Source organism: Prevotella conceptionensis 9403948 (assembly GCF_000312305.1).
Classification (GTDB): domain Bacteria; phylum Bacteroidota; class Bacteroidia; order Bacteroidales; family Bacteroidaceae; genus Prevotella; species Prevotella conceptionensis.
In genome coordinates, this window is record NZ_HE999445.1 from 12,214 (window position 1) to 32,535 (window position 20,322).

The window sequence follows — 20,322 nt, forward strand, 5'->3', positions numbered from 1 at the left end:
TCGTAGCAGGTAACTGGAAAATGAACCTGAACCTGCAAGAAGGACTGGCCTTGGCAAAGGAAGTGAACGACGCTTTGGCCGCCGACAAACCCAATTGCGACGTTATCATCTGCACACCTTTCATTCATTTGGCTAGCGTAGCAGGCGTTTTAAACAGCCAACTCGTTGGTTTGGGTGCCGAGAACTGCGCAGACAAGGAAAAAGGAGCATACACGGGCGAGGTCTCGGCCGAGATGGTGAAGAGCACGGGCGCACAATATGTTATCCTGGGACACTCTGAACGTCGCGAATACTACAACGAAACACCCGAGATATTGAAGGAAAAAGTGCTCTTGGCACTTAAAAACGGGTTGAAGGTGATATTCTGCATCGGCGAGACTTTGGCCGAACGCGAGGCCAATAAGCAAAACGACGTGGTGAAAGCAGAACTTGAAGGTTCGGTGTTTAACCTCTCTGCCGAAGAGTTTGCCAACGTTATCGTAGCCTACGAACCCATCTGGGCAATCGGTACAGGTAAGACTGCAACGGCCGAACAAGCCGAAGAGATACACGCTTTCATTCGTTCGGCAATCGCCGAAAAGTATGGCAACGAGGTTGCCGAGAACACTTCCATCCTCTATGGCGGCAGTGCAAAGCCCAGCAATGCACCCGAACTGTTTGCCAAACCCAACATTGACGGCGGCCTTATCGGCGGTGCAGCATTGAAATGCGCCGACTTCAAGGGCATCATCGACGCTTGGAAGAAATAACAACAAGCAACAGCTAATGCGGCGGAGCGGCACTTTCGGCCTACGAAAGTGTGCCGGGCGTGTCGCCTCGCCAATTTATTCATCCACTTTCCAAATGCGGCAAACGTGCGGATTGGTCGGCAACAGGCCACTTCGCCCTAGCGCAACCCTCAACACCCCACAACAATGAAACGTCTGGTAACCGTTATTCTCACTTGGATTTGCACCGTCATTGCAATGGAGGCGCAAACCTTTACCGACCATTTGCGCCGACGCGACCCAAAGACGCAAGGCGTTGTAACCATCTCTCAGAGTGCCGCCATAGAACAATTGGTTAACGGAAAGGGCGGCGCAGGGAAGTGGGCAACCCCCAATCCCAACGAACGCACACCCCAAACCGCCAACGGCAGCGCAGCCAACAGTGGGAAAAGTACCTCAGTAACCGAGGTAGAGAGCCCTGCGCGACAACCTAACGAGAAACGCGAAACGGAACAAACGCGCAAGAACGACCCCAATAAAAAAGAGACCACACAAAAGAATAACGCCCTCGGCGACGATGGCGACGGCCTGAACATCCCCGTAATAGACACGCGCAAGAAGGTGATGGTGGGCGGATACAAGGTAGACGGCTATCGGGTGCAGGCATACGCCGGCGGAAACTCGCGCGACGACAAGAACCGCGCACAGCAAATAGGCAACCGGATAAAAGCCGCCTTCCCCGACCAACCCATCTACGTGCACTTCTATTCGCCACGATGGATTTGCCGCGTGGGCAACTACCGCAGCATAGAAGAGGCCACACGCATGCTCAACGCCATACAAGCCTTGGGCTACAAGCAGGCTGTCATCGTAAAAGGAAAGATAACGGTGCAGAACTAAGACTGCCCAACATGCAACGACATACATAAAGAAGCCACTTATCTGAAACATGAACTTGGAACCAGAATACCGAGAAGGGCTAGACCAGCTAGCCGTACATTACAAAGAAGTGTTAGCCCTTTTGGGTGAAGACCCTAGCCGCGAAGGATTAGAAAAAACGCCCATGCGCGTGGCAAAGGCCATGCAGGTACTAACCCGCGGCTACACGCAAGATGCTCGCAAAGTGCTTACAGCTGCACTCTTCGAAGAGAAATACAACCAAATGGTTATCGTTAAAGACATCGACTTCTTCTCGATGTGCGAACATCACATGCTGCCCTTCTTCGGAAAGGTGCACGTGGCCTACATTCCCAACGGCTACATCACGGGCCTAAGCAAGATAGCACGAGTGGTAGACATATTTAGCCATCGCCTGCAAGTGCAGGAACGAATGACCCAACAAATAAAAGACTGCATACAAGACACGCTTAAACCCCTAGGCGTAATGGTGGTTGTAGAGGCCAAACACCTGTGCATGCAGATGCGCGGCGTGGAAAAACAAAACTCCATCACCACCACCAGCGATTTCAGCGGTGCCTTCAACCAAGCCAAAACGCGCGAGGAGTTTATGAACCTCATACGCCCAAAATAACATTTTTTATATCTTTTAGATGCAAGTTCTACGTTAATCCTGCTTTAAATTATAAATACAATAATACAGAACACGATGAAAAAAACATTGAATTTGGTTGCCGTCGCCTTATTCGGCGTGGCCATGTTGTCGCTCAGTTCATGTCTTAGCGGCGGAAACGGAGGTGAAGAACCGAAGTATAAGAAAATAACAAAGGCAGAGCAAACGGTTATCATGAGTTCCATTGTTGGTAATTACTCTGGCCAGTTGAAGTTTGTCAAGGGTCCAAAACCCACTGACATCGACTCGGTGAAAATCGCTTGGACCGTTACAAACGACACGATACTTGTTATCGACAAATTCCCCGTTAGAGTTTTGACAGGCTCGGTCAGTGCCTCTGAAACCTTCGTAAAACAGCTAGGCGCAGCAGACCCCGTTGAGGTAAAGATGAAATTAAAGCTGCCCAATTACACGCTGGAAGACTATTACAACAAAGGTTATTACTTGGCAAGCCCCATTGCAGCCAAAGATTTCGACATAACGATTGCCGGAAAGCCTGGCAAACTGGCATTTACCAATGTCATCCAATTTGGTTCTATGCAGCATCAGCAAGTGCAACAATTGCTGGAATACTACAAAGAAAAGCAAGTTATACGTTTGCTTGTAAAGCAAATAACGTACGAGAACACCCCTTACGAAATTAAGAATCCTGTCGTTCTGCAAGGGAAAAAGATTTAATTAGGCACATGAAGTTTATTTCTTGGAACGTCAATGGGCTGCGCGCCGTGGTTGGCAAAGACTTTGAGAACACTTTTAAAGCACTTGATGCAGATTTCTTTTGCCTGCAAGAAACAAAGATGCAGGCAGGTCAGCTAGACTTACAGTTCGATGGTTACGAATCGTATTGGAACTATGCCGACAAGAAAGGTTATTCAGGCACGGCCATTTACACGCGCCATGAACCCCTGAACGTTAGCTACGGCATCGGCATCGACCAACACGACCACGAGGGAAGGGTTATCACCTTAGAGATGCCCGCGTTCTTTTTGGTAACGGTCTACACGCCCAATTCGCAAGAGGAGCTGCGCCGACTAGACTACCGCATGCAGTGGGAAGACGATTTTCAGGCCTATTTGCACAACTTGGATAAGCGTAAACCCGTGATTGTTTGCGGCGATATGAATGTGGCACACCAAGAAATAGACTTGAAAAATCCCAAGACCAACAGGCGCAACGCTGGTTTTACCGACGAGGAACGCCAAAAGATGACCCAACTTCTAGATGCAGGTTTCACAGATACCTTCCGTTGGAAATATCCCGAAGAGGTTACATATAGTTGGTGGTCGTACAGGTTTAAGGCACGCGAACGCAACACAGGGTGGCGCATCGACTATTTCCTTGTGTCTAATCGCCTACAAGCCGAAGTGCTAGACGCCAAAATTCATACCGACATATTGGGCAGCGACCACTGCCCTGTGGAACTACTCTTGAAGTAATTACATACGCTTAATCCACCTCATTGCCACTGCCAACTTACCATTGAGTGGCAAATGAGGTGGATTTTTTGTGTCCATACCAAAAGGAGAAACAACGTGGAGCCGCACTGATGTGCATTTACCACGCCTAGAACTCGCACAACAAGGCCATAGAAAGACCTTAGAACGACTAAACAATCGAATTAAGAGATTTTACCTCTCCCCAAAAATAATAAGATGTAATGTGCAGGATATAGGCTTAGTGCAACAACACTAACCAGCATGTTAACACATAAACTTGTTATAGTCAAACAGAATTGCTTTTGGGAAATTGGTGTTAGAAGGATGCAAGACGTTGCGTAGCACGGCATCAATAAACCCTTGCACAGAGAATAAAGAGGACCTTTGTTTGTTTACGATGCACCTATGGCTTTGCAAATCCAATTCTGTTTGACTATAACTTGTCTGCTTGCGAATTCGCCAACTAGTAGAATCTACCACCTTGTTAACGTGCAAACTGGTTACCTTGCCTGCTAATAAACCCGTAAAGCCATAAGACTTTCCAGCATATTAACTCGTCAACGTGTAAACGTACCAGCTCGTGAAATCTACCACCTTGTAAAGGCATAAACTTGCGAATTCGTCAACTTACGAACTCGGCAACCCCTCAACTTATAAACGCTCCACCCCCCCCCCATTTTTGTCCACTTTTAAGCATAAATTTTAACATTATGAGTGGCTTATAGTCCACCAACAGCTCACCTTGCCGCAAAAAAACGATTCTCGCGCAGGTTGGTTTTGATGCAAAAAAGGGGTAGTATGCGAATGCGGCAAAATGAATTTTTATTTAAAAGCACCGCCATTTGCACTGGTTTTTGGGCAATTTGCAGCAAAATGTAGTGCGTTTTGATGCTAAACGCAGTGCAATATGCCGCTAAACGCACTGCGTTTTGGTGCTAAATGCAGTGCATTTTGGTGCTAAACGCAAGGCAAAATGGTGCTAAATGCAGTTCAAAATGCTGCAAAATGCAAGTCGAAAAGCATAAAAATACGCTGCAATGGTATAAATAAAACCTTTTAGAGACATTAAAAACATGACCGAAAAGGGCAAAATAGTGGTTAAAAAGTTGGATTTTAGGGGTTAAAAGCGGGAAATTGGAGTTGAAAAAATACGAGTTGGCAACCAAACTAGAAAGGCAAAATGGTGCAAAATGTAGGTTCCAGGCTTAAAAATAGACAAGCATCAAGGCATGAAAGGGTAGAAATAGCGGAAATTTACCTACTTCTTAACCAATATTTTCGCTAGAATGGGTGGAAAACAAATCGCATTTTGTAAAACATATCGTAAGTTTTTAAGATTATGAGTTGGAGAGTTGGGGAGCTGATGAATTAGCGAGTTGACAAGTTAGTGGGTTGATGAGTTGAGAAGTTTGGGAGTTGAGAGTTGGTGAGTTGATGGGTTGAGTTGGGGAGTTTGGGAGTTTGGGAGTTTGGGAGTTGAGAGGGTGAGCTGGTGAGTTTGGGAATTGAGAGTTGTTGAGTTAATGAATTGATGAGTTGGTGAGTTAGTGAGTTGGTGAATTTGGGAGTTTGGGAGTTGAGAGCTGGTTGGAGAGTTGGGGAGTTGGTTGGGGAGTTGATGAGTTGGAGAGTTGATGGGGCGAGTTGGGGAGTTTGGCAGTTAGGAGTTGAGAGGGCGAGTTGATGAGCTGGTGAGTTTAGGAATTGAGAGTTGGTGAGTTAGTGAATTGAGAGCTGGTGAATTTGGGAGTTGATAGGTTTGTGAGTTGAGAGGTGGTGAGTTAGTGAATTGATGAACTGGTGAGTTAGTGAATTGATGAGCTGGTGAATTTGGGAGTTGATAAGTTTGTGAGTTGAGAGGTGGTTGGCGAGTTGATGAGTTGGGGAGTTATCAGCCGTTTGCTTTGTCTACAGGTGGAACGTGCGTTCCAACTCCTATTTTGTTTGACTATAACTTACAGCGGTTGTATACTCTTTACCACACCCGAATTTTGCCAATACTCCACACGAGCCTTTTTATACCCCTGCATGTCTTGGTAAATGCTGCGGTTTATACTATGATCTGCCCACCAAGGAGAATCGTCGTCCGCCCATTCCACGGTATAATGAGTGCCTCTACGTCCTGAATGGCGATTCACTTCCACCTCTCCTTGATATACTTTCAGGCTGTCGGTACAGAGGTCTTTCACCAAGGCAATGCCAAGAGCCACCCCAAACACGCAGCTAGCACAGCATATCACTACACCCCAAAGACGCGAATACCATTTTTCCTTTTTCTCGATGGCCAACAAATAGCCTGCATAAGTAATAAGAAACATGATAAGAGTCATAACCGCTTGGCGCAACAACCCCACGTAGCCATAGGTACAATCCGTCAAAAAGGTGATAAAACCAAAAAACAACACGAGAGCCAAACCAAAGGGTAGATAGAACTTCCATTTGGAAGGAGTGGACGTATTGGCGTTGGCCATGCGCTCTTGATTGCGTTTCGACCACCATGAGAACCTCCATCGCCTACCCTTTCCTTCTGTCGTTGAATCGCGTTCATTTCTCGTCTGTGTAATTTCAGCTAGTATCGCGTTCCATTCTAGCGTGCCTTCAACAAGTTGTCGTTCGCCATACTGGTCGCGTAGGGTAATGGTAACGGGCTTGCCACCATCGTATTTCACCGACCAGCTGCGCACCACCCGATCGTTATCGTCAGGCGAATTGCCGTTCAGTATTTCCCTTTCCACGGCATCTACATATCGTTTGGCCTGCAGCAACGTGCCTCCGCCCAAGCGATGTGCCGTGGCTACGGCCTCTAACTTACGTCCTTGCTTTAACAGTTCTATTATTTGTTCTTTCATCATGGGTTTTGTTTAAGTGTTTTTTCCAATTCAAGCTTCATCATGCAGTTTGCTGTGTTACTCTAAAAGACATCGGCAACAATTGAAGATGCGCTATAAAACCCGTCTTGGAGGTAGAGAAATATTGCATTGGGCTATTATCATCGTAACAACAATACACACTATCATCCACCCGATGATATACGCATAGTTATATGCAGGGGTGTCTGTTGCCCTTCCGCGATAATAATTCATCACGCGTTCGTGCCGACCCGACTTTACATAATACCGCCAAATGCCGAAGAAAAGGGCACAAAAGGAACCGCATACATAAAGTACTGAGAGTTGCTTACCAAAAGGCAGCAGGTGTAGTTTATTCAATTTGTCTAACAATATGAGTAAAGGGAATAGTAAACCAGCCATTATTCCACCTGGTCCGCTAACCTTTCTGTCGCCTCTATCTTGGCTGCGTTCGCCAGCAAAGTATATTCTGTCAATGATGTTGAAATGTGCCATAATGGTAAATTGAAAAAGTTGCAAGGCTATGAAACCTTTGTATGCTAGTTGTTTTGTTGTTATCGCTTAAAAGCGGTGTGGCTTAAAATAATGCATTAACCCCATGCAGCCAACAAGAATTATGCTGTTAGCTCACTAGAACTTGCGTATGGAATCTATCTTTATCGTGGGTAAATACAGCGTGTCGGGCGAGTTGGATATGCGTAACTTACCTTGTTCAAAGAACAAAAGTTTTGCCCTTTTCAGATAGTTCACCAAGCGATAGTGGCAGTATATCTGTTGGTTGTCATAACTTAACAGCAATGTGCTATCGGGTTTACAATAGTTGTTTATGGGGTTATTGTCGTTGTTAGTAAGGTACGAAACCTCAGAAAAGAGATAGACCTTTTTCCCATCAACCTCTAAAAACTCGATGGGTGCAAAGTCTTTCAGCTCTTTATTAAGTCCTTTATATAGTGGTCCGATAAGGAACCCGGGATGAGTTCCATCCTCGTTGAAAAGCTTTTGGGTAGACAGCAATAAGAAACTGTTGTATTCTTTATGGCTTGCAACATAGGTTTCGATGGCAGCATAACAGTCTTGTCTTACCTGATAAGGATGCTTATTGGTGCAGCCAGCCATCGCCAATGCAAGGGTTATTGATAGGGCAATGGTTAAAAGCTTATTCTTTCCCATATAGTTTCTTTTTGTTTCTTATGGCAGCAGTGGTCTTTTCCATGCGTTTCATCAGGGAAACTTGAAGGCGATGAGGGTACGGAATACCTCCTGTAATCTGATGAAATGCGGATACTTTACTGGACACGTTGCAAACGTGTAGAACCTTTTTGGAGGGAGACAAATGCCGTTTCTAATGGTGTCGTGGTAGTAAATGCCAATACAAAGTTGCCACGAGTGGCAAACAAGTAGGGGGTCGGCTGCTTGATTTCCCGTTTTGGGGTTTGCGGAACGTCATGTTGCGATGCCTGCCAAATATCCGAGCTGCAGGCTTGGGTTGGCCCCTTTTGTACCAGGAGCTATTTGAAGAAACTCCCTCCTTTTTGCAATTCCTTATTCATGAAACGGTAGAAAATGCCGCTTGAATCGGCCTCCAGCAACGGCAGGTCTAGCTTTTCATACTTAAAATGGCCGTCCTCAATCAGCTTTTCCTCGCACAATCGCTCTCGGATGTCTGCCAAAACCACTTTAAGTCCTTCGTCGCGAAGGGTTGTTTCGTCTTTCGTCTCGCAGGCCAGAACTACGGATGCCTCGTTGATGTAGGGTGAATTGGTGGTTTCGTTGTTAGAGAATGTCAGCACTGTGTCGGCTGTTTTCGTTTCGCAATCGAAATTAGACACCAGTCCTGCGCGTTCAATGGCTCGTAGGTAGTTGCGGGTTAAGAAGTTGATGCACAGCCCTTTCTTATGCTTGATGCAAGAGGAAAGGTACGAGTTGGCATGCATCCCCATCGCGAAAACATTGCCGATGCTGAACGATGAAGACAGTGTGGAGAGCTTGGGCTGCCCGTCTTTGCCATAATACGAGACGATGAAGACGGGGTACCCAGGATAGAACTTCTTTGTGTCTAGCTTTACCTTCATTGTTGAGATAATGGTTTGATGTGGTGGTACGTTGTTTGCCGACGGCGAATAAGCCGCGTTGCATTTGTTCTTTTCTTTTTAGGGGCGGCCATTTCCTGTCTTTACTTCGCTGCCCTTTTTGTGAGAGGCCTTCTGTTGCGATAGTGAGACGTACGCAGATTGTAGGGGCAGATGCGTTGTTCTTATGCACCAAGTATGTAAACGGAAACCTAGCGTAGGATGGTCTTCCGCTAGTTCCGTTTACGTTTTTACCTACGGTTCGCGCCACGTTGGCTTGCCCACATTACAACGCGGGCTTAATTTGTGCCAGCCACGCATCAATGCGCTCGTCGGTCTTGTCGGCCTCGTTCTCATTGTCGAGAGCCAGTCCAACAAACTTTCCGTCTTTAACCGCAGGGCTGTCTTCGAATGTGTAGCCTTCGGTAGGCACGCCTTCGAGCACGTTAGCCCCCGCATTGGTGGCGGCTTCACACAGCTCGGCCATTCCTCCGCAGAACGTGTCGGCGTTGGAATTGGAGTCGCCGCAGCCGAAAATGGCCACCGTTTTGCCTTTTAGGCCAACCTCGTCGAGCAGTTTCACGCCCTCGTACCAGTCGTCTTGCATCTCACCCGAACCCCACGTGGATGTTCCCAGCAGCAGGTTCTCGTTTTCGTTAAGCACGTCGGCAGTCAGGTCGCCCACGTTAATGGCTTCCACGCCCAATTTCTCGGCTATTTTTTCGGCTATGCCTTGGCAGGTGCCCATTGACGAACCGAATATAACAATTGTTTTTTTCATCGTTTATCTGTTTGTGATTAATGTATTGCAAAGATAAAAATAAATGTTCATTGGCAATGCGTATGAATGTTATTTTTGCTTACTTCTCGGTCTGCTCTTTCGTGCACGTACAAAAAATGTATGGGCCTGTCCCAAGGATGGGGGCGCAAAAAAGTGCCTTGTATCTTCTTCTATTTAGGTTAAAAACCTTATCTTTGCCGTGCAAATTGTTACGTCCCTGTTATGCGGCGTACAGCGTGCAGCATCATTAACAACAGCCTAAATGTGCTATACAATGGAAGAACAATCTATACGCAAACCTTATCTGAGAAAACCTAAATGGCTTTACACCAAGATTGAGGGTGGAGAGAAATACGGATTTGTAGAGAAAACGCTCGAAGAGAATGGTTTGCACACGATATGCAGTAGTGGAAAATGCCCGAATAAGGGACATTGCTGGAAAAGTGGAACGGCTACCTTCATGATATTGGGTGACCGTTGTACACGTGCGTGCCGATTTTGCGCCACGCAAACTGGAAATCCTTTGCCGCCCGACTCTCACGAACCGTTGAAGATTGCGCGTAGTGTGAGAGCTATGGAACTAAGACATTGTGTGATAACATCGGTAGATCGCGACGACTTACCCGATAAAGGGGCGGCTCATTGGGCTGAAACCATCCGCCAGATACGCGAACTTTGTCCAGAGATTATTATCGAGGTGCTTATTCCCGACTATCGCGGGCAGGAGTTGCAAACGGTGTTAGAGGCTGCGCCCGACATCGTTGGGCATAACTTGGAAACGGTGGAAAGACTAACACCGAGTGTTCGCCACCGCGCCACCTATCGAAACAGCATGGGTACCTTGCGCGAGATAGCCGAACAGGGCTTTATAACCAAGACGGGAATAATGGTAGGCTTGGGCGAAACGCAGGAAGAGGTGAACGCTTTGCTGCAAGAGGCTTACGATGTTGGCTGCCGAATGATAACCATTGGGCAGTATCTGCAACCGAGCGAAAAGCAATTGGACGTGGTGGAGTATGTTCACCCCGACACGTTCTTGGCCTATAAGCGAACTGCTGTGCGCATTGGTTACGAGAACGCTGAAAGCTCTCCCTTTGTGCGTTCTTCGTTCATGGCGGAGCAGTCGTTTATTAGTATGCTGGTGCGGAAAAAGAAGTTGGAGGGGAAGAATAAAGGTGAAAAGGTGAAAGGGTGAAAAGATGGCTAACGCCCTTTAAAGCAGCCGAGCAGTTTCTAGATTTGTAGTTCGTTCTAGCTCTTGGACTGGTCTGACAAGTCGGACTTGTCTGACTTGTCCTATTAGCCAGACACCACCTACAAACGCAAGCGGCAAAGCATTTGGCTTAACTCCTTAACTCCATAACTCCTTAACTCCTTAACTCCTCAAAAATAACTCCTCATAATCCCTCCTCTTCCAATCCTTTAATCCTCTTTTTAGGTGTTACACCCAGGGCGCGAAGGCCATCAATGCGTCTAAGCACATTGCCCTTCCCGTCGAAAAGCTGACCGCGAGCCTGCTCGAAGTTACGAGCAAGACGTTGCAGCTGACCTTCAAGGTCGGTGAACGTCTCGGTAAAGCCCGCCACTTTGTCGTACAGGTCGGCGGCAGTTTTCACTATCTTCTCCACGTTTTTGCTCTGTCTGTCGTATTGCCACAGGTTATAGGCCAGTTGTAAAGCCATGAGCAAGTTGCTGGGCGAAATGATGATGATGCGTTTTTGGTACGCATAGCGGCTCAGATCTGGCTGTTGTTTCATGGCAGCGATGTAGCTGTTCTCGTTGGGAACAAACATCAGCACGAACCCGATAGCGTCTTCCACTAGCTTATCATAGCTTTTGGCCGACAGCTCGTCCACATGTCTGCGCACGCTTTTGGCGTGTTCGGCCAGCAAGCGGTCGCGTTCGTGTTCGTCATCAGTGGCAACGGCGTCGGCGTATGCCGTTAACGACACCTTAGAGTCAATCACCACCGACCGTCCTTCGGGAAATCTCACCACCACATCAGGCCGAAACGTTGCGCCATCTTCGCTTTTCACCGATTCTTGCACGAAGAATTCCTCATCGCGTTGCAGACCGCTATTCTCCAAAAGCGTTTCAAGAACCATCTCTCCCCAATCGCCTTGCGTCTTACTCTCGCCTTTCAAGGCTCGCGAAAGGTTAGCAGCGTCTTCGCCGATGCGTTCCGTTTGTTGTTTCAAGCTGTCAACCGTTTGTTGCTGTTGCTGTTGAAACAGTTTCATTGTGTTTTCAAAAGCCTTTTGCAGTTCGGTTTTGTTCACCTCATTTTGCGTCTTGCTCTCGTACACAGCCCGCTTAAAGTCTGTAAATTGTTCCTTAATAGGCCTCAAAAGGTCGTCCATCTGCGTGCGGTTCGCCCGTTGCAATTCCTCTTGTTTAGCTGCCAGTTCCTTAGCGGCAGTGTGTTGCATGTCTTTTTTCAGACTTTCCAGCTTTTGTTCCCATCGTTGGTCGCTTTCCTTACGCAAGTCTTCGGCGTGTTGGCGTTCCCTATCAAGGTTTTGGTTAGCCCGTTGCAGGTTGTCGTCGGCTTGGTCGAGCATGCGTTTAGCATACTCGCGTTCTGTTTCCAATTGCTTTTTCAGTTCATCAATCTGCCGTTCGTACCCCGCCTTCGTATTCTTAAAGAGTACGAAAACGAAGACTACGGCCACAATGACGATAAGGGCAAAAACTATTTCCATATTTTTTGAGGAGTTGTTTTTGGGGAGTTAAGGAGTTGTGGAGTTATTTTTGAGGAGTTAAGGAGTTATGGAGTTAAGGAGTTAAGCCAAATGCTTTGCCGCTTGTGTTTGGTGTGGGGCAGGCTAGTTGGGATCGTCGGACCAGTCGGACCAGTCAGACCAGGTCCGACCGGTCTGAAAGCTAGAATGCTTATCCTTTTAATTATGCACCAACGTTCCGATATTCTCACCGCGCATAACGCGTTCGAGATTACCTACAACATCCATGTTAAACACGTATATGGGCAAATTGTTCTCCTTACACATCGTAGTGGCGGTGAGGTCCATCACTTTCAAGCCACGCGTATAAATTTCGTCGTAGGTTATTTCTGCAAACTTTGTGGCCGAAGGGTCTTTCTCCGGGTCGGCCGTATAGATACCATCCACGCGCGTACCTTTAAGCATTACGTCGGCCTCTATTTCGATGCCGCGCAACGAACTGCCCGTGTCTGTTGTGAAGTAAGGCGACCCAGTTCCGGCCGAGAAAATGCAAACGTAGCCCGATTCCATGCTCTCGATGGCCTTCCACTTACTGTAAAACTCGCCGATTGGCTCCATGCGAATGGCCGTAAGCACCTTCGTTTTCACGCCGATGGCCTCTAAGGCCGAACTTAATGCCAACGAATTCATCACCGTTGCGCACATGCCCATCTGGTCGCCTTTAACACGGTCGAACCCCTTTTGCGTCCCCACTAAGTCCGCGGAAGAAGTTTCCGCCACCGATAACGATACCGATTGCACGCCCATCTCATGAACAGCCTTAATCTGTTGGGCATATTCTTGCAGACGTTGTGGGTCTATTCCGTGGCTTTGAGTGCCCATCAAGCTCTCGCCGCTCAACTTTAATAATATTCTTTTGTACATTGTATATAATGTTATTGGTTTGTTCTAACTTACACGGCTGGCACGTTGCACTAAATCTCGAACCGCAGTTTGTTGGCCATTTCGCCGTTGGGGGCATAAGGTTGCGAGTAAGTTCGCAGCTGGCCTTGCCTGTCTTGTAGCATTATTAGGCCATTAGTTTCCACCCCAACAAGCTCAGCATCAAATGCCCCTTGTTTGTCGCTGTAACGATGAAATCCTGTTGCACGATAGAGTGCGGCATTGTAACGCGCGGCGACGAGGTGGGTGTTGCCTGCCTTCAACAAGTTCCATTGGGCGATAAATGCCTCAACAATATTGTCGAGCAGCGGCATCAGTTCCACTTGCTTGCCCGTAATCTGAGCGAGCGAAACAGGGTTTGGCGCATCGCTAACAAACTGAACCTGATTAACGTTCAGTCCGATACCATATACAAAGCGACTGATTTCGCCATGCGCAAGGCTCGTCTCGATAAGCGTTCCGCTGATTTTGCGGTCGCGCCAATAGATGTCGTTCGGCCATTTTATGCGAATGTCGGGCGTAAAGCGGTCCAAAACATCCTTGATGGCCAATGCTCCTGCCATCGACAAGGCAAACTGTTGTTGCACGGCAACGAACAAAGGGCGGGCCATCAGACTGAAAAGCAGGTTCTTTCCCCGTTCGCTTTCCCAGCGGTTAACGCCTTGCCCGCGCCCCGCTGTTTGCCAATCGGTGCTCACCACCACCATTTCGTCTGCCTCTAAGGCCACTCCTTTTATATATATGTTGGTCGAAGTGGTTTCTTCCAAATGTATATGCCTAATCTTCATGCCTAAGCCAGCAGCGGGTTAAAGGCGTCTTCGATGTGTTCCAGCTTGGCGTTTTCGTTGCTGTTGCCAACGATTGTCACCACGTCGAAACGCACCTGTTCCACCACATTAAACTGTTTGATGTAGTTGTTGGCGGCAATTCCAAGGTTTCTTATCTTTTGCTTGTTCACCGCATCGGCAGGTTCCGACACCTCGTCTGTCGTTCGTGTCTTCACCTCAACAAACACAACGGTGGTCAAGTCGGCTGTAATCGCCACCAGGTCGATGTCTCGTTTGCCGCAATGCCAATCGCGTTCGCGAATAACATATCCCTGTTTTTGCAGGTATTCGGCAGCTAAATCTTCGCCCCATTTGCCCAAGTCGTTGTGCTTTGCCATGCCTATATATCTTTTCTTTCTTGCAAAAGTAGCCTTTTTATGGCAGTTTGCAAAGTGTGGGCACGTGTTTTTTGGCTACGACGTGCTAAATGTGCGGTCTGTAAATGCCTACGTCAGTTGCAGCAGATGGTTGTTATGATGAAACCGCCTTAACTTTTGGTGTTTCTATAAAGTGATAAGAGCGTGTTGTCTTTATGATGCCAACATAGGACAAACGAAGTGCAGGGCTAACCAACTCACTGGCTTATAAACTCACGAGAGTTCAACTGCTACCGGATGGATCAACTCTGCAACTTACCAGCCCATCAACTTACAACCTCACTAACTCAAAAACATCAAAGCATTAACTTACCAGCTCACCACCTTACCAACTCACAAGCCTATCAACTTACAACCCCACCAACTCAACAACATCAACTCACCAACTCTTCGACCCGCTAACTTAAAAACTTAAATTGTTATTTTATTCTTTACAATTGCGTTCTAGTTTCTACTCCGTTCTAGCGAAAATATCGGTTAAAAAGTAGGTAAATTACCGCTATTTCTACCCTTTCATGCCTTGGTGTTTGTCTATTTTTAAGCCTAGAACCTACATTTTGCACCATTTTGCCTTTCTAGTTTGGTTGCCAACTCGTATTTTTTCAACTCCAATTTCCCGCTTTCAGCTCCTAAAATTCCACTTTTTAACGGCTATTTTGCCCTTTTTAGCCGTGTTTTTGATGCTTCTAAGAGGTTTTGTTTATACATTTATGGTGTATTTTTATGCTTTTCGACTTACATTTAGCCGCATTTTGCCTTGCATTTAGCACCAAAACGCATTGCATTTAGCACCAAAACGCCTTGCATTTAGCACCAAAACGCACTGCATTTAGCATCAAAACGCATTGCATTTAGCACCAAAACGCACCGCATTTAGCTGCAAATCGCCCAAAAACGGGTGTTAGTGGCGGTCTGTTTAAATAAAAATTCATTTTGACCGCATGTACAACTGACCACTTTTTGCACCGAAACAAACCTCCGCGAGAATCGATTTTTTGCGACAAGGTGGGCAGTTGGTTGGCAAAAAGGGCACTCATAATGTTAAAATTCGCACTGAAATATTGACAGAATATCAAGCTAACGAGTTGACAGGTTAACGGGTAATTTGGTTGACGAGTGATTTAGTTGACGAGTTTACAAATTGGCGAGTTACGAGAGGGGTAGGCCGTGAGTTTATGAGTTGGGAGTTGTTGAGTTGATAAGTCCTGCACTTCGTACATGCGCAGAACGTTTATCTTGGTTTGGCATCACACAGATGGTACCCCCCCTCCCCATGTTATGCAAACATCAAAAGTCAAAACGACGTCGGTATCTAGAAACTTAAAATTCGATATAATTGCAGTTAATATGCAGACCTAAAATGCTCGTTTTTTATGTTATATAGCATGAACGCATGTGCTATTTATGTTTTTTAACCAAAAATTAAGATATTGGATGGTTTACACTTACTAATTTTACAGCCGAGTAAAGATAGATGATGAATTTTATTTGCGGATAGATATGAGTGAAGGAATATATCATCCGCACCCGATGCCTTTGACAATTTATATTTCTAACCGCTTTTAAACATACCCAATGACAGCAAAGACAAGAAAATTTCTTCTGGGAGTGCTCTGCGTATTGGCCTTTAATGGCTATGCTCAGAAGAAGACGACACTAAGTGCTGAGGTTTATGGCTACAAACAAGAAATGGTATATTTCGATTGTTTGCAGTCGCCTTTTTTCAATGCCGAGTTCCATTCCAACCCTGGCGACGAACATTTGTACTCGTTCGAAACCAAAAATGCCGTGTGCATGCTTATCAACGGACAGGTGAACGTGTTGCTGATGCCAGGCGACAGCGTACATGCCGTGGTGCGCTACGATGGAAAACGCCCTTCGGAGGTGGTGTTCAGTGGAAGTGAAAAGGCCGTATCGGCCAACCGCCTGATAAGTAGCATCGACGACATGCGGCGGCAGATGCGTTATAAAAGTCAGCTGCTGGCTTGTGTCGTGGTAGACATTAAGCCGCAGCAGCGAATTGAAGACTCGCGAACACTGCTATCGAAGGTACAAGAGATGGTGGCTAAGCAAAAGTCGCAGTTAAGCGATGTGGCAGCCGAATACATCCTAGCCAATACCGAGGCGGCCGCCTACATCTCGTTTATGGAATATCCGCAGATGTATGCCGACACCCGAAAGACACCCATCGCCGAACAAGGCATTGGCGATTATTGGAAACTGATGGACGGCGTTAAGACACGTTCGGGCGAAGGAGCATTGCGTAACCCCGACTACGTGAGTTTCCTTATGCGCTATTGTTTCTACGAAAACGAGAAAAAAGCTGTTGCCAAAAAAGCAACATACACCATGCCCCGACAGCTCGAAACCATGTATAAGGAGCTGGCGGCCTTCTATCAAGGCGCACAACGCGACGCCGTGCTTTACCAACTGCTCGTTAGCTTTATACGCAATGGGAAAGAATTGGAACGCGCCAAACCTCTATTTGCCGAATATAAGGCTAAGTATAACGTGGACAAGGGGTATCTGGACATTCTTGAAAAGCTGATGGAATAGGCTGTAATGCCGCACATCTGCACCTCTAAACGGAGGGGCATACAAAGGGCTTAACGTGGTTTGTGCCTAGCCCTTTGCCTTTTAAAACCCCCTTTAAGCAACAATCTACACGCCAACCAATTTCGAAACGCATCATAAACTAATCCTGCTTATCGATGAGAACAACTGAAAACAACCACCAAACAGCACTTGGGTGGCTATGTATGCTATGTGCCATGTTGCTGTGTGTTACCAGTGCGAAAGCCCAAAGTGGGGCACTAGACGACTGGAAGAATACGCCTGTGACGCTGCGCGTGAGCAACGAACCATTGGGAACGGTGCTCGAAAAAGTGGCGAAACAAGCCAATGCCACCATCGAATTTCAAGAAGTGGCACTTGTGGGCATTGCCCGTCCAACTACATTAAACGTAAAAGACGTGCCGTTAGACAAGGTTTTGGGAAACCTAATTGGCGACCAAAACGTGTTGGTGCGCTATGAAACGGGCCGACACATCATCATTTCGTCTTACAACAGAGATGTAGAAGACAAAGAAATGCTACGCATCGAGGGTGTGGTTACGGATGCCAAGACCAACGAAACGCTGGTTGGCGCCACCGTTATGCTTACCGATGGCACTAAGACGGGCGGCGTAAAGGGTAGCATCACCGATGTGAACGGCAAATTTTCGCTGCAAGTTCCGCGCAAGAGCTCCATCAAAGTGTCGTATATGGGCTACGAAAGCGTTTCGTTGCAGATTACCAGGTCGAACCCCGGCATGAGGATTGCGCTGAAAGCCGATGGCCACATGGTGGAAGAGGTGGTGGTTACGGGTCTTAGTAAGAGAAGCAAATCTAGCTTTACAGGCAACTACGTGTCGGTGAAAGGCGAAGAGTTGCGCAAGCTAAATCCCAACAACATCCTTAAAAGCTTGCAGTTTTACGACCCCAGTTTCAAAGTGTTGGAAAGCAACACGCGTGGTTCGGACCCCAATGCACAGCCCGAATTCCTTATCCGCGGCGACCAAAACCTGGGCACAACGGCATCGCTTAACAGTATGGACTTGTTGCTCGACAACGTTTCGAGCCGTCCAAACACACCGCTCTTTGTGCTTGACGGGTTCATCGTGTCGATGAGTCGCATATTGCAACTCGACCCCGAACGTATCGAAAACGTTACGATATTAAAAGATGCAGCCGCAACAGCCATCTATGGTTCGCGCGCCTCTAACGGTGTTGTGGTTATTGAAACCAAAGTTGCGCCCGATGGTGTGCTGTCTGTTAGCTATAATGGCGGGCTGACCGTACAGGCGCCCGACCTTACCGACTATAAGCTAATGAACGCTCGCGAGAAGTTGCAGATGGAATGGGATGCTGGCGTTTACGAGCCGTCTAACGACAAGAGCATGAACCGCTACAACCAATTGTTGCGCAACGTGCTGGCCGGTGTAGACACTTATTGGCTGAGCAAGCCGCTGCGTACAGCCATTACGCACCGCCATTCGATATCGGCAGCCGGCGGTACAGAGGTTTTCCGTTATAGCCTAGACCTTAACGCCGCGTTTAACCCTGGCGTGATGAAAGGTTCGGAACAAAACAATAAGAGCCTTAATTTCAGCATGACCTATCGTAAAGAAAACGTTTCGGTAGGTGCAAGTCTTAACCTCTCGGAAACAGACGGACACAATTCGCCCTACGGCTCGTTCTCCGAATATACGCGAGTAAACCCCTATTATCGTCCGACAAACGACTTTGGAGAGTATTTGCAACAGCTAGACAACCACACGGGTTCGGGTAGTGTGCCCATTGCCAACCCCCTTTATAATGCCAATGTGGGCATAAAAGACCTGACAAGCAACACCAACATCACGGCTAGCCTTAACTTGGAGTATCGCTTGTTGAAGAATTTGAGGCTCACCGAGAACATTTCTTACATGCGCGGAATGGCGCGAACGGAGAATTTCTTGCCTGCTACGCACACGGTTTTCATTACCGAATTGGACAAAACCTTGCGTGGTAGCTACACCAAGAACACGGGCGAGATGACCTCGTGGTCCAGTAACCTGGGCTTGAACTGGAACATGGCCTTTAAAAAGCACCTGCTCAGCGTGTTTGGCAACTGGACACTTAGTGAAGACCGCAGCAACTATGTAAACCTTTCGGCCGTGGGTTATCCCGATTCGCACATGGACGATTTCATCTTCGGAAACAAGATGAGAACCCATCCCAGCGGCTCGGAGTCTATCGCAAGGTCGATGGGAGTTATCACGCAGCTTTCTTATAGCTACGACAACCGTTACTCGGTGGATGTTAACGTGAGCAGCGAAATAACATCAAGATATGCCGACCACAACCTCACTCCTTTTTGGAGCGTTGGTTTAAGGTGGAACGCTTATCGCGAAAAGTGGTTGGCTGGTCGCGTGTCTAACCTTGTGTTTAGAGCCACCTATGGTGTAACGGGTGCGCAAAATTCTAGTCCTGCCGATGCCATCGAGTATTACACGTTCAGCCAAACGATGCGCCCTTATGCCTCGTTCTCCACGTTGGGGGCGGTGTTGTCGCGCCTGAACAATCCCAACATCAAGTGGACTAAGACAGATAATATGAGCTTTGGGCTTGATGTGGGCGTGTGGAAGAACCGTGCCAACCTCTCGTTCAACTATTACAACAATATCAGTAGGCAGTTGTTAACCAACTACGACCTTGCTCCCTCAACAGGTTTCGAGTCGCAATACATCAACGCCGGCGAACTTCAAAACCGCGGTTTCGATGCTACGCTCAACGTTATCGCTTTGCAGAATATCCGTAAGCAATTTTATTGGACGGTGGCTTTGGGTATGAACCACAACCGAAACAAGATACGTAAGATATCCGACTACCTTCGTAAAATGAACGAGGAGCAACTTAAATCCAAGTCGGCTCCGCTGCCAGTTTACCAAGAAGGCAAGTCTACCACCACTTATTACGCGGTGCGTTCGTTGGGTATCGATCCAATGACCGGTAACGAAGTGTTCCTTACGCGTAATGGCGAGAAGACCTTTAAGTGGAACTCCGCAGATAAAGTTCCCGTTGGCGACACAACACCGAAGATGAACGGCACTATCAGTTCGTCGGTTAATTGGTGCGACCTCTCGTGTACGCTCGGTTTCATCTACAAGTGGGGCGGTATCGTTTACAACCAAACGTTGGTTGACAAGATTGAGAACAGCAACATCGCTTATAACCTAGACCGCCGCGCTGCACAAGACCGTTGGCGCAAGCCCGGCGACGTAACGAAGTACAAGCGCATAGATCTTAATGGTTCGCAAACGCCTGCTTCCGACCGATTTATCATGAAAGATAACGAACTGAGGTTGGCAAGCGTGAACGTTGGCTACCGCTTTAAGCAAACCGACTATAAGCTTTTGAGCCGACTAAACATCGACGTGCTGTCGCTCAATTTCACCACCAACGACCTCTTGCGCCTGTCAACGGTGAAGATGGAGCGCGGTCTTGGCTATCCCTTCTCACGTTCTTATACATTAACTTGCTCCATCATCTTTAAGTAAATA

At 47.3% G+C, this 20,322-nt stretch carries 17 protein-coding genes; 8 read left to right on the forward strand and 9 right to left on the reverse strand.

Translation table 11 applies throughout. The features are described 5' to 3' along the window. The 5 genes from tpiA to BN93_RS04460 all read left to right on the forward strand — a co-directional run. Positions 1-749 (forward strand): triose-phosphate isomerase (gene tpiA, locus BN93_RS04440; protein WP_084768686.1); only part of this gene is annotated, 749 nt, incomplete at its 5' end. A 165-nt stretch (positions 750-914) separates the two neighbouring features. Continuing rightward, complete coding sequence (locus tag BN93_RS04445; RefSeq protein ID WP_044259855.1) at positions 915-1,607, forward strand: SPOR domain-containing protein; 693 nt, start codon at positions 915-917, stop codon at positions 1,605-1,607. A 49-nt stretch (positions 1,608-1,656) separates the two neighbouring features. Beyond that, a complete protein-coding gene (gene folE, locus BN93_RS04450) occupies positions 1,657-2,238 on the forward strand; it encodes a GTP cyclohydrolase I FolE (RefSeq protein ID WP_019187143.1) in 582 nt (193 codons plus the stop codon). A gap of 75 nt (positions 2,239-2,313) precedes the next feature. Next, a complete protein-coding gene (locus tag BN93_RS04455) occupies positions 2,314-2,955 on the forward strand; it encodes a DUF4840 domain-containing protein (protein WP_019187144.1) in 642 nt (213 codons plus the stop codon). A gap of 8 nt (positions 2,956-2,963) precedes the next feature. Next, entirely contained in the window at positions 2,964-3,713 is a 750-nt protein-coding gene (locus tag BN93_RS04460) for an exodeoxyribonuclease III (RefSeq protein ID WP_019187145.1), read from the forward strand. A gap of 1,955 nt (positions 3,714-5,668) precedes the next feature. Here BN93_RS04460 and BN93_RS04470 read toward each other — a convergent pair. From BN93_RS04470 to fldA, 5 genes are all read right to left on the reverse strand, one after another. Further along, a complete protein-coding gene (locus BN93_RS04470; RefSeq protein WP_019187147.1) occupies positions 5,669-6,565 on the reverse strand; it encodes a hypothetical protein in 897 nt (298 codons plus the stop codon). 90 nt (positions 6,566-6,655) lie between these two features. Then, positions 6,656-7,057: a hypothetical protein gene (locus BN93_RS04475; protein WP_019187148.1), complete on the reverse strand. Its 402-nt coding sequence runs from the start codon at positions 7,055-7,057 to the stop codon at positions 6,656-6,658. 135 nt (positions 7,058-7,192) lie between these two features. Further along, on the reverse strand, positions 7,193-7,732 hold the full coding sequence (locus BN93_RS04480) for a hypothetical protein (RefSeq protein WP_044259857.1): 540 nt from the start codon (positions 7,730-7,732) through the stop codon (positions 7,193-7,195). Positions 7,733-8,070: 338 nt separating this feature from the next. Then, positions 8,071-8,634: a flavin reductase gene (locus BN93_RS04485; protein WP_019187150.1), complete on the reverse strand. Its 564-nt coding sequence runs from the start codon at positions 8,632-8,634 to the stop codon at positions 8,071-8,073. Between the two features lie 283 nt (positions 8,635-8,917). Beyond that, positions 8,918-9,412: a flavodoxin FldA gene (fldA, locus tag BN93_RS04490; RefSeq protein WP_019187151.1), complete on the reverse strand. Its 495-nt coding sequence runs from the start codon at positions 9,410-9,412 to the stop codon at positions 8,918-8,920. 274 nt (positions 9,413-9,686) lie between these two features. Between fldA and lipA the strand changes: the two genes are divergently transcribed. Beyond that, positions 9,687-10,607, forward strand: coding sequence for a lipoyl synthase (lipA, locus tag BN93_RS04495; protein WP_019187152.1), 921 nt, complete (start codon positions 9,687-9,689; stop codon positions 10,605-10,607). A gap of 202 nt (positions 10,608-10,809) precedes the next feature. On the opposite strand, the gene rmuC is transcribed toward lipA, so the two are convergent. From rmuC to BN93_RS04515, 4 genes are all read right to left on the reverse strand, one after another. After that, a complete protein-coding gene (gene rmuC / locus BN93_RS04500) occupies positions 10,810-12,114 on the reverse strand; it encodes a DNA recombination protein RmuC (protein ID WP_019187153.1) in 1,305 nt (434 codons plus the stop codon). A 198-nt stretch (positions 12,115-12,312) separates the two neighbouring features. Beyond that, the gene (gene pyrH, locus BN93_RS04505; protein WP_084768687.1) at positions 12,313-13,017 is read right to left on the reverse strand and encodes a UMP kinase; all 705 of its coding nucleotides are present in this window, start codon (positions 13,015-13,017) and stop codon (positions 12,313-12,315) included. A gap of 50 nt (positions 13,018-13,067) precedes the next feature. Then, positions 13,068-13,823: a biotin--[acetyl-CoA-carboxylase] ligase gene (locus tag BN93_RS04510; protein WP_019187154.1), complete on the reverse strand. Its 756-nt coding sequence runs from the start codon at positions 13,821-13,823 to the stop codon at positions 13,068-13,070. A gap of 2 nt (positions 13,824-13,825) precedes the next feature. After that, positions 13,826-14,200 (reverse strand): YraN family protein, encoded by a 375-nt coding sequence (locus BN93_RS04515; RefSeq protein ID WP_019187155.1) that lies wholly within the window; start codon positions 14,198-14,200, stop codon positions 13,826-13,828. A 1,614-nt stretch (positions 14,201-15,814) separates the two neighbouring features. On the opposite strand from BN93_RS04515, the gene BN93_RS04520 reads away from it, so the two are divergent. Next, a complete protein-coding gene (locus BN93_RS04520; protein ID WP_019187156.1) occupies positions 15,815-16,795 on the forward strand; it encodes a hypothetical protein in 981 nt (326 codons plus the stop codon). Positions 16,796-16,950: 155 nt separating this feature from the next. Beyond that, complete coding sequence (locus tag BN93_RS04525; RefSeq protein ID WP_044259858.1) at positions 16,951-20,319, forward strand: SusC/RagA family TonB-linked outer membrane protein; 3,369 nt, start codon at positions 16,951-16,953, stop codon at positions 20,317-20,319. Positions 20,320-20,322: the final 3 nt, after the last annotated feature.

Bases quoted from the DNA above. Each gene is read 5' to 3' on its own strand.
- BN93_RS04445 (WP_044259855.1), top strand. From the start codon at position 915: ATGAAACGTCTGGTAACCGTTATTCTCACTTGGATTTGCACCGTCATT.
- folE (WP_019187143.1), top strand. From the start codon at position 1,657: ATGAACTTGGAACCAGAATACCGAGAAGGGCTAGACCAGCTAGCCGTA.
- BN93_RS04455 (WP_019187144.1), top strand. From the start codon at position 2,314: ATGAAAAAAACATTGAATTTGGTTGCCGTCGCCTTATTCGGCGTGGCC.
- BN93_RS04460 (WP_019187145.1), top strand. From the start codon at position 2,964: ATGAAGTTTATTTCTTGGAACGTCAATGGGCTGCGCGCCGTGGTTGGC.
- BN93_RS04470 (WP_019187147.1), bottom strand. From the start codon at position 6,565: ATGATGAAAGAACAAATAATAGAACTGTTAAAGCAAGGACGTAAGTTA.
- BN93_RS04475 (WP_019187148.1), bottom strand. From the start codon at position 7,057: ATGGCACATTTCAACATCATTGACAGAATATACTTTGCTGGCGAACGC.
- BN93_RS04480 (WP_044259857.1), bottom strand. From the start codon at position 7,732: ATGGGAAAGAATAAGCTTTTAACCATTGCCCTATCAATAACCCTTGCA.
- BN93_RS04485 (WP_019187150.1), bottom strand. From the start codon at position 8,634: ATGAAGGTAAAGCTAGACACAAAGAAGTTCTATCCTGGGTACCCCGTC.
- fldA (WP_019187151.1), bottom strand. From the start codon at position 9,412: ATGAAAAAAACAATTGTTATATTCGGTTCGTCAATGGGCACCTGCCAA.
- lipA (WP_019187152.1), top strand. From the start codon at position 9,687: ATGGAAGAACAATCTATACGCAAACCTTATCTGAGAAAACCTAAATGG.
- rmuC (WP_019187153.1), bottom strand. From the start codon at position 12,114: ATGGAAATAGTTTTTGCCCTTATCGTCATTGTGGCCGTAGTCTTCGTT.
- pyrH (WP_084768687.1), bottom strand. From the start codon at position 13,017: ATGTACAAAAGAATATTATTAAAGTTGAGCGGCGAGAGCTTGATGGGC.
- BN93_RS04510 (WP_019187154.1), bottom strand. From the start codon at position 13,823: ATGAAGATTAGGCATATACATTTGGAAGAAACCACTTCGACCAACATA.
- BN93_RS04515 (WP_019187155.1), bottom strand. From the start codon at position 14,200: ATGGCAAAGCACAACGACTTGGGCAAATGGGGCGAAGATTTAGCTGCC.
- BN93_RS04520 (WP_019187156.1), top strand. From the start codon at position 15,815: ATGACAGCAAAGACAAGAAAATTTCTTCTGGGAGTGCTCTGCGTATTG.
- BN93_RS04525 (WP_044259858.1), top strand. From the start codon at position 16,951: ATGAGAACAACTGAAAACAACCACCAAACAGCACTTGGGTGGCTATGT.